The 13437-nt window shown below is 73.0% G+C and carries 11 protein-coding genes; 3 read left to right on the top strand and 8 right to left on the bottom strand.

Annotated features, from left to right (window positions below):
- The first annotated feature begins 135 nt into the window (after nt 1-135).
- Nucleotides 136-1044: an alpha/beta fold hydrolase gene (locus tag AC5L30_RS16005; protein ID WP_494868108.1), complete on the top strand. Its 909-nt coding sequence runs from the start codon at nt 136-138 to the stop codon at nt 1042-1044.
- Nucleotides 1045-1101: 57 nt separating this feature from the next.
- On the opposite strand, the gene fxsT is transcribed toward AC5L30_RS16005, so the two are convergent.
- The 6 genes from fxsT to AC5L30_RS15975 are packed head-to-tail and all read right to left on the bottom strand — an operon-like array spanning nt 1102 to nt 10284.
- Entirely contained in the window at nt 1102-4971 is a 3870-nt protein-coding gene (gene fxsT, locus AC5L30_RS16000; RefSeq protein WP_494868106.1) for an FxSxx-COOH system tetratricopeptide repeat protein, read from the bottom strand.
- Entirely contained in the window at nt 4968-6239 is a 1272-nt protein-coding gene (locus AC5L30_RS15995; protein WP_494868104.1) for a TIR-like protein FxsC, read from the bottom strand. The genes fxsT and AC5L30_RS15995 overlap by 4 nt, the downstream gene beginning before the upstream one ends.
- Nucleotides 6236-6895, bottom strand: a complete 660-nt coding sequence (locus AC5L30_RS15990) for a TIR-like protein FxsC (protein WP_494868103.1) — start codon at nt 6893-6895, stop codon at nt 6236-6238. The genes AC5L30_RS15995 and AC5L30_RS15990 overlap by 4 nt, the downstream gene beginning before the upstream one ends.
- 52 nt (nt 6896-6947) lie before the next feature.
- On the bottom strand, nt 6948-7772 hold the full coding sequence (locus AC5L30_RS15985; protein ID WP_494868101.1) for an AAC(3) family N-acetyltransferase: 825 nt from the start codon (nt 7770-7772) through the stop codon (nt 6948-6950).
- Entirely contained in the window at nt 7756-10065 is a 2310-nt protein-coding gene (locus AC5L30_RS15980; protein ID WP_494868099.1) for an FxsB family cyclophane-forming radical SAM/SPASM peptide maturase, read from the bottom strand. Before AC5L30_RS15980 ends, AC5L30_RS15985 begins: the two co-directional genes overlap by 17 nt.
- Before the next feature lie 30 nt (nt 10066-10095).
- Nucleotides 10096-10284, bottom strand: a complete 189-nt coding sequence (locus tag AC5L30_RS15975) for a hypothetical protein (RefSeq protein ID WP_494868098.1) — start codon at nt 10282-10284, stop codon at nt 10096-10098.
- A gap of 163 nt (nt 10285-10447) precedes the next feature.
- Between AC5L30_RS15975 and AC5L30_RS15970 the strand changes: the two genes are divergently transcribed.
- A complete protein-coding gene (locus AC5L30_RS15970; RefSeq protein ID WP_494868097.1) occupies nt 10448-10696 on the top strand; it encodes a DUF2277 family protein in 249 nt (82 codons plus the stop codon).
- Between the two features lie 60 nt (nt 10697-10756).
- Here the strand turns inward: AC5L30_RS15970 and AC5L30_RS15965 are convergent, their stop codons facing one another.
- A complete protein-coding gene (locus AC5L30_RS15965) occupies nt 10757-11236 on the bottom strand; it encodes a hypothetical protein (RefSeq protein WP_494868096.1) in 480 nt (159 codons plus the stop codon).
- Nucleotides 11237-11466: 230 nt separating this feature from the next.
- Nucleotides 11467-12456: a selenide, water dikinase SelD gene (selD, locus tag AC5L30_RS15960; protein WP_494868095.1), complete on the bottom strand. Its 990-nt coding sequence runs from the start codon at nt 12454-12456 to the stop codon at nt 11467-11469.
- 195 nt (nt 12457-12651) lie between these two features.
- On the opposite strand from selD, the gene AC5L30_RS15955 reads away from it, so the two are divergent.
- On the top strand, nt 12652-13407 hold the full coding sequence (locus AC5L30_RS15955; protein ID WP_282306947.1) for an amino acid ABC transporter ATP-binding protein: 756 nt from the start codon (nt 12652-12654) through the stop codon (nt 13405-13407).
- Nucleotides 13408-13437 lie beyond the last annotated feature (30 nt).

Genomic DNA, 13437 nt, shown 5'->3' with positions numbered 1-13437 from the left:
GGCGGGCATCCACGACGGGCAGTACGCTGCACAACAAGAATGTGTTCTGGGCGATTTCGGGGGCTTTGCACTCGGCGCCGACGATGCGCGGCTCCGTTCACGGGGGAGCACATGACGACCCGCGGGAGGCCAACCGTGACGCGACAAGATGCGACACAGCGCACCGTCACGACCCCGGACGGTCGGCACCTCGCGGTGGAGACCTCGGGAGCGCCGGACGGGCCGGCGGTCTTCCTGCTGCACGGCACCCCGGGCAGCCGCAGCGGCCCCCGGCCCCGGGGCATCGTCGTCTACCGCCTCGGCGTGCACCTCGTCTGCTACGACCGTCCCGGGTACGGCGACTCCGACCGGCACGAGGGTCGGCGGGTGGCCGACGCCGCGGCCGACGTGGCGGCGATCGCCGACGCCCTCGGCATCGACCGGTTCTCGGTGGTGGGCCGATCCGGCGGCGGGCCACATGCCCTGGCCTGCGCCGCGCTGCTGCCGGACCGGGTCACCCGGGCCGCCGTGCTGGTGGGGCTCGCCCCGGCCGGCGCGCCCGATCTGGACTGGTACGCGGGCATGGCGGAATCGAACGTGGAGGACTACGGACAGGCCGACGAGGACCTGGCCGAGCTCACGCTCAACCTGAAGGTTCGCGCCGAGGAGGCCCGCCGGGACCCGATGACGCTGCTGGACTTCCTCCGCCCCCAACTACCCGACGAGGACATCCGGGTCGTCGACGACGTCGCGATCCGCCGGCTGCTGACCGACATGTACTCCGAGGCGCTGCGACACGGCCCCGAGGGCTGGATCGACGACGTGCTGGCGATCCGGCGCGGCTGGGGGTTCGATCTGGGCGCCATCCGCGCGGAGGTCCGGCTCTGGCACGGCGAGCAGGACCGCTTCTCCCCGGTGGAGCACTCCCACTGGCTCGCCTCGCGGATCTCGCGCGCCGAGGTGCAGGTGCAGGCCGGCGCCGCGCACTTCGGGGCGGTAGAGATCCTGCCGCAGACCCTCACCTGGCTGGCCACGCCGGACCTGGCGACCAGCCCGCACCTCTGAGCGTCCGGCCCGACCGGCGGGCCGGCCCGGACACCGACCACCCGCCGGTCGACCCGGTCAGATCGTATGTGGGTCGATCACCCGGACCACGAACCGCCGCTCGCGCAGGGTCTGCACGGTGGGATGCTCCAGACCGATCACCTCGGCCAACCGGTCCGCCACCACGCCGACGTCCTCGGTGGCGGGGCCGTCGCCGGCCCGCCTCGACACCAGGGCGAGATCGCCGAGGCAGCGCAGCGTGTCAGGGTGGTCGGCGCCGATCACCGCGGCCAGCCGGCCGGCGGTCTCCCGCAGCCGGTCCCGCGCCGAGTCCCAGTCACCCTCCTCGGCGAGGCACACCGCCTGGTTGACCTCCGCGGCGAGAGTGTGCGGGTGGTCGGGGCCGAGCACCTTGCGCAACTCGCCGACCGCCCGGGCCGCCGACGCGAGCGCGTCCGACCTGCGCCCGAGCGCGCGCTCCGCCGCCGAGATGTTGCTCACCGTCGCCAGGGTGTGCGGGTGCTCCGGGCCGAGCCGGAGCTGCTCCTCGTACGCCTGCCGCACGGCGGTCATCTCGGTCAGCGCCCGAGCCGCGTCGCCGACGGCCAACAGGTTCGCCGCGCGGCTCGACCGGCACGCCACCGTGTCCGGGTTGTCCGGCCCGAAGCGTTCGTCGAGCTCACGGTAGGCAGTCTCGAACATCGGCGCGGCCTCGCTGCCCCGACCGGAGCTGCGCAGGGACACCGCCAGGTTGACCTGAGCGGCGAGACTCTGGCCGTCGTCCGGCCCGAGCACCTCGCAGTACGTCTCGTACACCGTGCGCAGCAGGGTGGCCGACCTCTCGTACTCACCAGCCTCCCGCAGGTCGCTGCCGAGCCGCACGGCGGAGACGAGGGTGTACGGATGCGTGGGGCCGAGCACCAGCCGCCGCCGCTGGTGCACCTCGTCGTCCCATCGGCGGGCCGACCGGTAGTCGCCGACCAGCCGGTACGAGACGGCGAGGTTGTTGGCCGCGCTCAACGTCCGAGGATGGTCCTCGCCGAACACCTGGAGCCAGGAGGCGTAGGTGGACCGGTCCCGTTCCAGGGCCTCGGCGTAGCGGCCGAGCGCCCGCAGGTCACCGCCGAGGCTGCCGGCGGTCATCAGACTGTGCGGGTGCAGCGGGCCCAGCAGCCGGCGTTGCTCGGCCAGCACCGCCTCGTCCAGGTCCCGGGCCTCGTCGAACCGGCCCAGGCTGCGCAGGATGTTCGCCCGGTTGAACCGCAGGTGCAGCAGCTGTCGGCCCAGCGCCGACGCCTCCGCCTCGTCACGCGTGTCGCCGAGCCGAGCGCTCCAGGTGTCGTCCACCTCCTGGCTGAACGTGTCGGCCTGGTCCAGACCGCCGCGCTGCCACAGATAGCGAACCCGGTCGATCAGCAGCTGACACACCGACTCGTCCGGGCAGGTCAGCGCCTCGGAGACCTCCAGGTGCGGCCAGAGCATGCGCAGCCGGGCCCAGGTGGTCGGGTCGTCCACGTCGCCACGGGGCCGGGAGGCGGCCAGCACCAGGTGCACCTGGTGTCGGGCGGCAGTGATCTCGTCGTCGGTCATCCGGTCGCGGACCACCGCCTGCAACAGCCGGTGCACCTGGACCCGACCGCCCTGGACATCGAGTTTGAGCAGCGCCAGGCGGTTGATCTGCTGGACCAGGGCGCCGCGCACGAGCCGCTCCGACACCGACGGGTCGAACGGCACGAGGGCCGCCGCCATCTCGTCGCTGTAGATGAGTTCGAGGGCGATCTCCGGGGCCAGCACCGAGCAGAGCTGCAACAGCCGGTACGCGGCCGGCGCCTGCTCGAGCAGTCGGTTGAGCGACAGATCCCAGGTTGCCTCCACGGAGAGGGCGCTGGGGCCGTGCCGCTCGATCTGTCGCAGGTAGTCGGCGACCGACGTGCCGGTGTCGGCGAGCCAGGCGCCCGCCGCGGCCACCGCGATCGGCAGGTCGCCGAGCGCCTCGGCCACCCGGTCGGCCTCCTCGGCGCTGATCGTGGGCACCCGCTGGGCGAGGTGCGCCACGCTCTCGGTGCGGTCGAAGACGTCCACCTGGATCGGGTTCGCCCGGTCACCCCAGGCGCGGTTGCGGGAGGTCAGCAGGACGTGCCCGGGGCCCTGCGGCAGGAAGGGCTCGATCTGGTCGAGCTCCTCGGCGTTGTCGAGCACGACCAGCCACCGCTCGTACGGCTCACCACGGCCGAGCACCTGGAGCACCGACCGGACCGTGTCGGGCAGGGTCGGCCCGACGAGGATGCCGAGGCGACCGGCGAGGTCGGCGAGGGCGGTGTCGACGAACTGCGGCGGGTCCGCCACGATCCACCAAACCACGTCGTACGCGGCCTTGAACCGGTGCACGTACTCCAGGGCCACCTGCGTCTTACCGACGCCGCCCATGCCCTGCAGGGCGACCGGCAGCACCACCGCGCTGCCGCCGCTCTGCAACTGCGCGCGCAGCCGGGCGAGGTCGTCCTCCCGGCCGGTGAACCGGGCGTTCCGGTTGGGGGCGTTGAAGATCAACGGCTCGGTGCCGGGATAACGGGTGGCGCCGCCCGCCGGCCCGTCCGCCGACGACGGCACCGGCCGGCCGACCAGCCGCAACACCCGCTCCACGGCGGTCGCGGCGCTCACGTTGACCAGGTTGGTGGAGCTCTGGGACGGGAACTCCGCCAGTGGGCGCAGGTCGGCGACGTACACGGCCAGGGCGGTGGAGCCGGTGCTGGTGTCCCGATCGGGCAGACCACCGGACGGCGTCGCCACGTAGGCCGGCGAGACCACGGTCAGGGTGCGCGGGGCCGGCGTACCGGCGGACCCGACGGCGGCCGTGGGCTCCACCACCCGCAGCCCGGCCGAGCTGAGCACCCGCTCCAGCCACTCGGCCCAGATGGCGTCCTCCGGCGCGTACCGGAGCACGATCTGGTCGTCGATCGCCTCGGTGCGTCGGCGGAACCGGGCCTTGCCCCGCTCCCGCACCGACTCGTCCATCAGCGGCAGCGCGGTCACCGCGCCGTCGGTGAGGATCCCGGTCAACGTCTCGAACGCGGCCAGCAGCGACGTCGGTGAGCCCGGCGGGTCGCCGAACGTGGCCAGGGTCTCCTCGTACGCGTAGAAGGGCCGGTACGGGACCTCCACGGCGGCCCAGTAACGCCGCCGTTCCGCCTCGGTCATGCCGGCCGGCAACCCGGCGAACCGGCGCATGGCCAGCAGGCGACCCGCCTCGGCCCGCTCCTTCTCGGCCTGGTCGACCCGCATCGGCACCGGCAGCACCCGGATGTCGCGCCGCCGGTACCGGTCTCGTACCGAGTGCGCCACCCGGGCCGCGCCGTCGATGCCCTGGTCGCTGAGGGTGAAGCAGTCGACCAGGGTGTCCGGCAGGTGCAGGGTGCAGATGTCGGCGACGTCGCTCAACCCCGTCCGGCTGTCGATCAGGGTGAAGTCGTACTGGCGCTTCATGTCCGCCCGCAGCGCCTCGAAGAACTGCGCCCCGCCCAGCCGGTTGTAGAAGTTGTCCCAGTCCAGGCCGCTCACCGAGACGGCGTAGTCGCTGTTCTGCCGGCCGGCGGAGAGGAAGTCGAGGCCGCCGCCGTCGGGGAAGTTCCAGCGCAGCGAGAACGCGTGCCGCCCGACCCGGGCGTACTGCTCCATCCAGCGGTCCGGCCGGTCGTCGACCCGGGTGGTCTCCCACTCGTAGTCGCGGATCATGTCGATCACGCCGCTGGTGCCCTGGATCGCCTCGGCGTCGAGGAACGGGTGGAAGAAGCGGTGCAGACCGGGTGACTCGAGGTCCCAGTCGGCGACGAGCACCCGCCGGCCGCTGGCCGCCAGGATCCAGGCCACGTTGGCCAGCGCCATCGTCCGGCCCGTTCCACCCTTGAACGAGTAGAAGGTGACGACCTGGCCTTCGCGATCGTTGTTCATCGATTTTCTCCGTGGGGACGCGGTGGGGCCGGATCATCAGGCGGGGACGCGGGGTCGGTGGAGGGGGCCGAGCCGGCGGCGGGCAGCCCGTCGCGCAGCCTCGGCACCGGCTCCGGCGGTGGTTCGAAGGGGACGACCGGGCCGTACTTGAGGAACTGCCGGCGCGCCTCGGTGACCAGCGCCGGCATCAGGTCGACGAACTCCGGCATGCTGCACGCGCGCTTCACCTGGGGCAGACCGGCGTCGTGCAGCAGCTGGGTCACCTCGGTGGCCCAGCGGGTGGCGTCCTGGCTGTCGTGGTCGTCGGTGACCACCAGCGGAACGACCCACTCCCGCAGGCCGTGCACCATGCGGGCGAGGACCGCTGCCGCGTCCGGCGCCGCCGCGATCCACGGGTCGACCAACAGCACGGCCGGCCGCCGATCGAGCAGCGCGGAGGCCTGCGCGAAGTCCTCGGTACGGGCCGACAGCCCGAGTCGCTCGGCGGTGCTGGCCGCGTACTCGGCGGCGGGCAACTGCTGACTGCGCCCGTACGGCCGCCAGAGCCGGCCGTTGGCGGCGTAGCCGGCGGGGTCACGATCGGTCGGCAGCCGGTCCCGGGTCGGGGCCAGTACGGCGACGACGAAGTCCGGGTCGGTCGGCGCCGGACGGACCACCTCGTCCAGGCCGGGCGCCCGGGACGGGCCCATCGGTCGCCGCTCGGCGGTGTGCACGATCCGGCTCGCCAGGCGGCTCAGCAGCAGCTCGTACTGGGCCCGGTAGGAGGCCAGCATGCAGAACGCGCGCAGGCCGTCCGCGGCGTACTCCGGGACGTCCCGGCCCAGGTCCAGGGCGCCGTCCAGCTCTGGATGGGCCTCCCACGGGGGGAACGGGATCCACAGCACGGGCGTGAGGTGGCCGGCGGTGAGCCGGGCCGGCCCGGCGGCGGCCAGCCGGGCCCGGAAGGACTCCTGCTCCCCCAGCGCCCACGGGCGACTGAAGTACCCGGGTGAGTAGAGCGGGACGAAGACCTCGGCGTCACCGAGCGCCTCGGCGAGGGCGGCCTTCCAGTCGGCGCCCAACGGGATGTGCTGGTCGAAGAAGCCGATCCGCATCCCGGCGACCGGTCGCGCCTGACGCCGCACCTCGTCGGTCAGGTCGGCGAAGAACTGGCCGACCCAGACGTCGGCGTCGGCACGGGCCCCCGGCGGCGGCGCCGAGTGGGCGTAGCTCAGGAAGAAGTACGTCCCGCGCGCGCCCGGCCGACGCCGGTCCGTCGGCGGGCTCACTGCGACTCCTCGGCGAACCGGTTGCACAGCTCGTCCACGCTCGCCGGCACCCAGGGTTCGACCAGGTACGACCGGTGGATGGCCACGATCCGTTGCGCGAGCCGCCAGACCACCGCCCGGTACGCGTTCTCCCACTGCATGGTCAGCAAGCCGTAGACCCCGTCCCGCTGGTAGTGCACCGCGATGTCGGGATCCGGCATCGCGGTCGGGGTGAAGCGCTGGATGTCGCGGAGCACCCGAGGCAGTGCCGTGCCGTTCGTCGGCGACCAGGTGACCGGCACGATCGCCGTCTCGTGGACCGAGGCGGAGCTGTGTCGCGGGGTGATCCGTCGGCGGGAGAACGCGTCCCACTCCCGGCCACACCAGTCGCTGCCGAGCAACGCGCTGGACACCAGCGGAACGAAGACCTGGCAGGTGCCGGCGGCCTGGAGAAGCTCCGGGCTCCAGCGTTCGCCGCCGGCGATGGAGCTGTCCAGGAAGCCGGCGTCCACTCCGGTCACCGGGCCGACCAGCTCACTGACGTGGACGGAGAGGTCCTCGAAGAAACGGGAGACGTACTCGGCGGGTTTGCCGGTGGCCCGGCCGACCGGCGCCCGTGAGTAGCTGATGAAGAAGAGCGGGGCGCGTGCTTGGGAGGGTGCGTCCACTGTGCTCACCGCTGCCCCTCCGCCCTCCCCACGCGGCCGGAACATCAGCGTAGTCCCCGCGTCAACGTTGCGCCGCCAACCGGTTCGTGGCGAACCAACCAGTCGCGAAGTCGACAGCGGCTCGCGCCGGCAGCAGGCGGGCGTTGGCCCGCCCCACCCGACCGCGACGCACCAACGGCGTCTCGTCGAGCGCGGCACCCACCTTTGGGAAGTCCCGGTCGTCCAGGTCGAGAGCCCGGAAGTCGAGGCGGACCCGCCGCCCGTCGACCAGCCGGAAGCAGTGGTAGTCGCGCTCGGGCGGCGGCACCGGCAGCCGGTACTCGGCCAGGTGCAGGGCGCTGCACGCCTCGTAGCCGAGGCCCAGCAGCAGGATCTGTCCGTCCGCCGCGTAGAGACCACCGACCGGTGATCGTTCCCCCAGGTGGCAGGTGAGGTCATGGCCGTCGGTGAGCTGCCGGGCACGAGGGCCGAGCGCGGCGAACGAGGTCTGTGGATGGTCGCTGCGCACGGCGCCGGGGGTGCACCGGACGTACTCGGCGAGCGCCCCCATCCGCTGGGAGGGGGTGGTCCGGCGATCCCAGCCCGGCAGCGCCGCCTCGTACCGCTCGCGCTGTGCCCGGTCCATCCCGGCGATCGCCGCCAGGTGGGCCCGGGAGGTGGTCGAGTTGCCGTCGGTCTGGGTGGGCACCAGCAGCGTGCCGGCCGGGCCGAGGACGTCGCGCAGCGCGCCGGCGAGGGTAGCCGGGCCGTGCTCCAACGGGCCCACCCGACGGAGGCCGCAGTGCACCAGCAGGCACACCCCCGGGCGTACGCCCAACGCCCGCAGGTCGTCGGCGAGACGGGGACGGCCCAGGGTGGGCGGTGGGCGCTCATCTGGACCCGACACGGGTCTCCTCCAGGGCGTGGCGCAGCTGGCCGACGAACCGCTCACCCGCCGCGGTGAGCGACCGGCTGGCCAGCAGCGCGTCGACGCCGTCCCGGGTCCACGCCAGGAAGTGGGCCGCGTGCGCCGACGCGTCCCCGGGGTGGGTGGCCGCCCGGGACTGCCAGACCTGGGTGACGGCGAGGTGGGCGTACACCCCCTGGAGCACGCCCTCCGGCGGCCGCGGGTCGGGGCGCCAGGGCACCCGGATCCGGGTGCCCTGCCCGGGTTCGACCAGGTCGTACAGGTCGAGCACCGCACCCAGCTTCGCGTGCTGCCACTCGTGCACGAGCAGCACCGCCATCGTCTCCGGGTCGGGGTGCGGCGTCACGGCGACCGCGCCGAACGCGTGCCGGGCGGTCGCGCTGCGCAGGGGTCGCGCCGGGTCGGGCGCCAACGGCACGATGGCACGTAGGCCGCCGTCGAGCGCCGCCGCGTGCGCCGGCACGTCCCGGTGCACGACCCGCCAGGCTTCCGCCACGGTACGGCCCAACGCCCGCGCCGCCGCAACCGTCAGGCGGGACTCCACCGGCTGGCCGTAGCAGTCGCGGTACGGGTCGCCGTCCTCGAGAAGCAACCGGCCACCGGGCACCGACACGTCGCGGGTCGGAAGCCAGCCGGTCGACGGCGGCGCCAGCGGATCGAGGAGCACCGTCTGCTCGACCGACCCACCCCGGACCCGGAACTCGCCGGGCCGGACGGTCACCTCGGCGCTCTCCCCCAGGCCGGGCAGCAGCAGGCTGCCGAGCGTGGGCAACGTGATCGTGTCGGCCCGCACCGGGACGGGCAACACGGCCGGGACGCCGGCCCGCAGGGCCGCGGCGATGGCGAGGGCCGGCAGTGGGTCGACTGCCGCGCCCAGGCCGGGCGGGGTCGACGAGTCGAGGCGATGCACCAGCCCGGGCCGGACGAAGGGGTGCGCCAGGACCGCCCGGACCGCCTCGGGCGCCGTCTGGTCGAGGTGCACGAGCAGCTCCCAGGCGGCCGTGGCGCCGGACCGGTCCCGGCCGGCCGCCAGCAGCGCCCGGGTGATGGAGAGCTGGGTGGCGGCGAGCAGCGCGAGCGTCGACGCCGACCCGTGCCCGGTCGCCAGGTCGTCCAGCAGCTCGTCGACGGGCGAGGTGGCGGACCATTCGCCCGACGCGGGTGGGATGGGCGGCGGGTAGGCGTCCACCGTGTCGATCAGGCGAAGCAGGTCGGCGCAGTACACCGACGGGTTGTCGAAGCCGGAGCCGGTACGCCAGCGGTGGGCGTAGAGGCCGCCGCCGCAGCGGTCGACCACCGGGCAGGATCGGCAGGTCGCGCAGAGCCCGTCCACGCCGTCCTGCCGGACGGCGACCCCGGGGTGCCGCGCGACCTCGTCCACCGAGTGGTCGAACACGTCGAACCCGGTGCCGGCGGCGCCGTGGTACGCGGTCTTCAGCGAGTCGACCTGCTCCCAACTGCCGTCCGCCTCGATGACCAGCACATCGGCCGGGGCGAGGCCGAACGCCTCGGTGCCGCCGCCACCCGGACTCAGCGCCTCGAACATCCGGATCGACATCGGACGACCGTCGTCCACCCACCGCCGGTGCAGCCGACCGAGCCAGTCCGCGTACGGGGTGGGGTCGGGGCCGGGGCGCTCCGGGGGGTTGTCCCAGGTGGCGTGGGGCAGCAACAGGTCGACCCGGGGCGGGTTCTCGGCCAGCAGCGCCTCGTACACCTGCTCGGGATCATTGCGGACGTCGATGGTGCAGAGAATGCCGGCGTAGCTGGCGCGGTGTTCCGGCCGCCGGAGCAGGGCCAGCGCCCGCCGGACGTGGGCGTGGCTGCTGCCGCCGTGGGCGAAGACCCGGTGGCGGTCGTTGGCGGCCCGGTCGCCGTCGAAGGACACCCCGACCCGCACGTCGTACTCGACGAACAGCCGGCACAGCTCCTCGTCGAGCAGCACGCCGTTGGTCTGCATGCGCAGGTCGAGCCGTGTCCAGGGGGTGATCGCCGTGCGCAGCTCGGCCAGCGCCTCCCGCAACCCGGCGGCGCCGAGCAGCAGCGGCTCACCCCCGTGCAGCACCACGTGCACGATCGGCAACTCGTGCTCGCGGGCGTGCTCGGCGATGCGCCGGGCGGCGGCCTGGACCGTGGCCGGCGGCATCCGCGCCGGACGGCCACGCCAGGTCTGGTCGGCGTGCTGGTAGACGTAGCAGTGGTCGCAGCTGAGGTCGCACCGGCTGTGCACCTTCAGCACGAACTGGCTGATCCGCCGGCAGGATCCGCCCACTCCGGGTGGACCGCACCGGCAGACCATCGGTCAGATGGACGAGTTGAAGGCGGCGACGGCCACGGTGCCGGACGGCACGGAGTCGTTGGTGACGACGCGCCTCCGCACCGCCTCGATCAGATCGGCGTGCTCGACGGCGATCCGTTCCAGCGGGGTGTGCAGGCTGCGCGTGAGATCGTCTAGGTCGGGACGGGAGGGGCGGGCGGGGGCATGGTCCACAATGAGTCTCCGGGGGCCCGGGGCGCTGGGAGCGCGAGCGGCGGCTGTGGCTCGAAAGGCTCTGGTCCGTGACCAGGATAGACAAATATCGACCCATTGTCACCGTCGGTACCATCGCCGGCACGGCGAGTACCAGATCGCGGTGGATCAAGGAGGAGCTGACATGTGCCGGAGCATCAAGACGCTGCGTGAGCCGTTCACCCCGCAGGTGACCGACGCGGACGTCGAGGCGGCGGCGTTGCAGTACGTCCGGAAGATCTCTGGCTTCCGGACGCCCGCCGCGCACAACGCCGCCGCGTTCGACGCCGCGGTGGCCGCCGTGGCCGAGGCGACGCGCACCCTGCTCGACCAGTTGGTGGTACGGGGTGTCGGATCGGGCGCCACCGACCGGTCGGCCACCGCCGCCAGTTGATCGGCCGCCAGGAGCCGGCCCACCGGCCCGGCACCCGGCCGGGCCTGACCCTGGGGAGGGTCAGGCCGCGGCGAGCGCCGGGGCGACAGTGTCCGGCGCCCAGCGCGAGCGGTGGCACTGCGACCAGCCCCGACAACCCGGGTCGCCCAGCGAGCAGAGCCGCAGCCTGCTGAGCACCTCACCGTCGTCGGTGTCCCGCACGTCGAAGTGCACCGGACGGACCGTGCCGTCCGGGGCGACGAGCAGGTGCCGGCCCGCGTCGAGCGTGTCGTCGCGCAACAGGCAGTTGCGGCCCAGCAATCGGGCCAGTGCGGCGATGCTCGCGTGCTCGGAGAGCTGCTCGGGCACCCCGTAGCAGTCCACCACCGTCGCGAACTCGCCCGGCGCCTGCCAGACGTCACACACCACCGCGTACGCCGGCAGCCGCGCCGGGTCGGCCACCGCCAACGGCATCACCACCCGGCCAAGCGCCTCGGCCAGCGCCGGGTAGACCTCCACGGGTTGAGCCCCGTCGATTCTCCAGTTCCACAGCTCGGTCATTCCGCCTCCTCGCTGCGTTCGTCCCCACCGGCCTCCGGATCGGGCCTTACACACGATGGTGGGGGGCATTTGACCCCAGCCGGGGGCAAGTTACCGGTCTGTGACCATTCCGGGCAAAATTTCCCTGAGCGGCGTTGCTCGGAGTAGCGGGAAGGTGACAGTTTATCGGGTATGGTGCGCCAACCGCACCACCGCCACCGCGTGTCCTCCCGCGGGTCAACCGCCCCCGGTCAGCGCAGAACGACCAGGTGCTCCCCCCGGGGCAGCAGCTCGCCCACCACCGGAGCGCCGGGCACCTCGCCGGCGACCAACAGGCCACCGGAGGTCTGCGCGTCGGCCAGCAGCAGCCGTTCCGCCTCGTCCGCCGCGCCGAAATCGGTCCACTGGGTCACCCAGTCCAGGTTGCGCCGGCTGCCACCGCTGACGAACCCGTCGCGCAGCGCCTCGCGCGCGCCGGCCAGGTAGGGCACCCGGGCGGTGTCGATGGCCACCGTGACCTGGCTGGCCCGGGCCAGCTTCGAGGCGTGCCCGAGCAGCCCGAACCCGGTCACGTCGGTGCCGCACCGGATGCCGGCGGCGACCGCCGCGCGGGCCGCGTCCCGATTGAGCGCGCTCATCGTGGCCACCGCCTCCGGGAAGTTCTCCCCGGTCGCCTTGTGCCGGGTGTTCAGCACACCCACCCCGAGCGGCTTGGTCAGCGACAACGGCACCCCGGCCCGCCCGGCGTCGAGGGTGATCAGCTCCTCCGGTCGGACCGTGCCGGTGACCGCGAGACCGTACTTCGGGCCGTCGTCGTCCACGCTGTGCCCGCCGGCCAGGTGACAGCCGGCCTCCCGCGTTACGTCCTGGCCGCCGCGCAGCACCTCACGGGCCAACTCGAGCGGGAGCACGTCGCGGGGCCAGCAGAGCAGGTTGAGCGCCACCAGCGGGGTGCCGCCCATCGCGTACACGTCGGAGAGCGCGTTGGCCGCGGCGATCCGACCCCAGTCGTACGCGTCGTCGACCACCGGCGTGAAGAAGTCGGCGGTGCTGACCAGGCCGGTCCGCTCATCCAGGCGTACCACCGCCGCGTCGTCGCCATGATCCAACCCGACCAGCAACTCCGCGGTGCCGGTCGCCGGGCCGAGGCCGGCTACCATGATCTCCAACTCGCCCGGCGGGATCTTGCAGGCGCAGCCACCGCCGCGGGCGTACTTGGTCAACCGTACTGGTTCGGTCATCCCCCCATGATCGCGACAAGGCGCCACGATCGCCACCGTGACCACCCATCCGGTGACCAAAATCGGACGCCCGAGAACGATCGTGACCGGTGTTACCGCTCCGTGACCCGCCGGGTTGCGTTCTGCCACATCAGGCCGCCTACAGTGGCCGCACCAGGGGTCAACCGACCCCGATCCGGGAGACGACAGGGGACGGTGGACGACGTGACGACGGGCGAACCGCTCATCGTGCTGGACGCGGTCAACAAGTGGTTCGGGCCGCTGCACGTGCTGGACGACGTCTCACTGTCGGTGGGTCGAGGCGAGGTGGTCGTGGTGATCGGCCCGTCCGGCTCCGGCAAGTCGACGCTGTGCCGCACGATCAACCGACTGGAACCGATCAACTCGGGCACCATCACCTTCGACGGTCAGCCGCTGCCGGCCGAGGGCAAGCCCCTCGCGAAGCTGCGCAGTGAGGTGGGCATGGTCTTCCAGTCCTTCAACCTCTTCGCGCACAAGACCATCCTGGAGAACGTCACCCTCGGCCCGATCAAGGTCCGTAAGGAGAAGCCGGCCGCCGCCCGCGAGCGCGGCCTGGCCCTGCTGGACCGGGTCGGCATCGCCAACCAGGCGGACAAGTTCCCGGCCCAGCTCTCCGGCGGTCAGCAGCAGCGGGCGGCGATCGCCCGGGCGCTGGCCATGCAGCCCAAGGCGATGCTCTTCGACGAGCCGACCAGCGCCCTGGACCCGGAGATGGTCGGCGAGGTGCTCGACGTGATGACCTCACTGGCCAGCGACGGCATGACGATGGTCGTGGTGACCCACGAGATGGGCTTCGCCCGGCACGCGGCGAACCGGGTCATCTTCATGGCCGACGGGCAACTCGTCGAGGACGCCCCACCGGCGGAGTTCTTCGAGAACCCGCGCAGCGAGCGGGCCCGAGACTTCCTCTCCAAGATCCTCACGCACTAGGCGTCCGTAGTGGAGCGCGCCGCACTCGGT

The organism is Micromonospora sp. BQ32, from assembly GCF_059358895.1.
This window is presented reverse-complemented; position numbering and strand designations above follow the sequence as displayed.

Bases quoted from the DNA above. Each gene is read 5' to 3' on its own strand.
- AC5L30_RS15965 (WP_494868096.1), bottom strand. From the start codon at position 11,236: ATGACCGAGCTGTGGAACTGGAGAATCGACGGGGCTCAACCCGTGGAG.
- AC5L30_RS15970 (WP_494868097.1), top strand. From the start codon at position 10,448: ATGTGCCGGAGCATCAAGACGCTGCGTGAGCCGTTCACCCCGCAGGTG.
- fxsT (WP_494868106.1), bottom strand. From the start codon at position 4,971: ATGAACAACGATCGCGAAGGCCAGGTCGTCACCTTCTACTCGTTCAAG.
- selD (WP_494868095.1), bottom strand. From the start codon at position 12,456: ATGACCGAACCAGTACGGTTGACCAAGTACGCCCGCGGCGGTGGCTGC.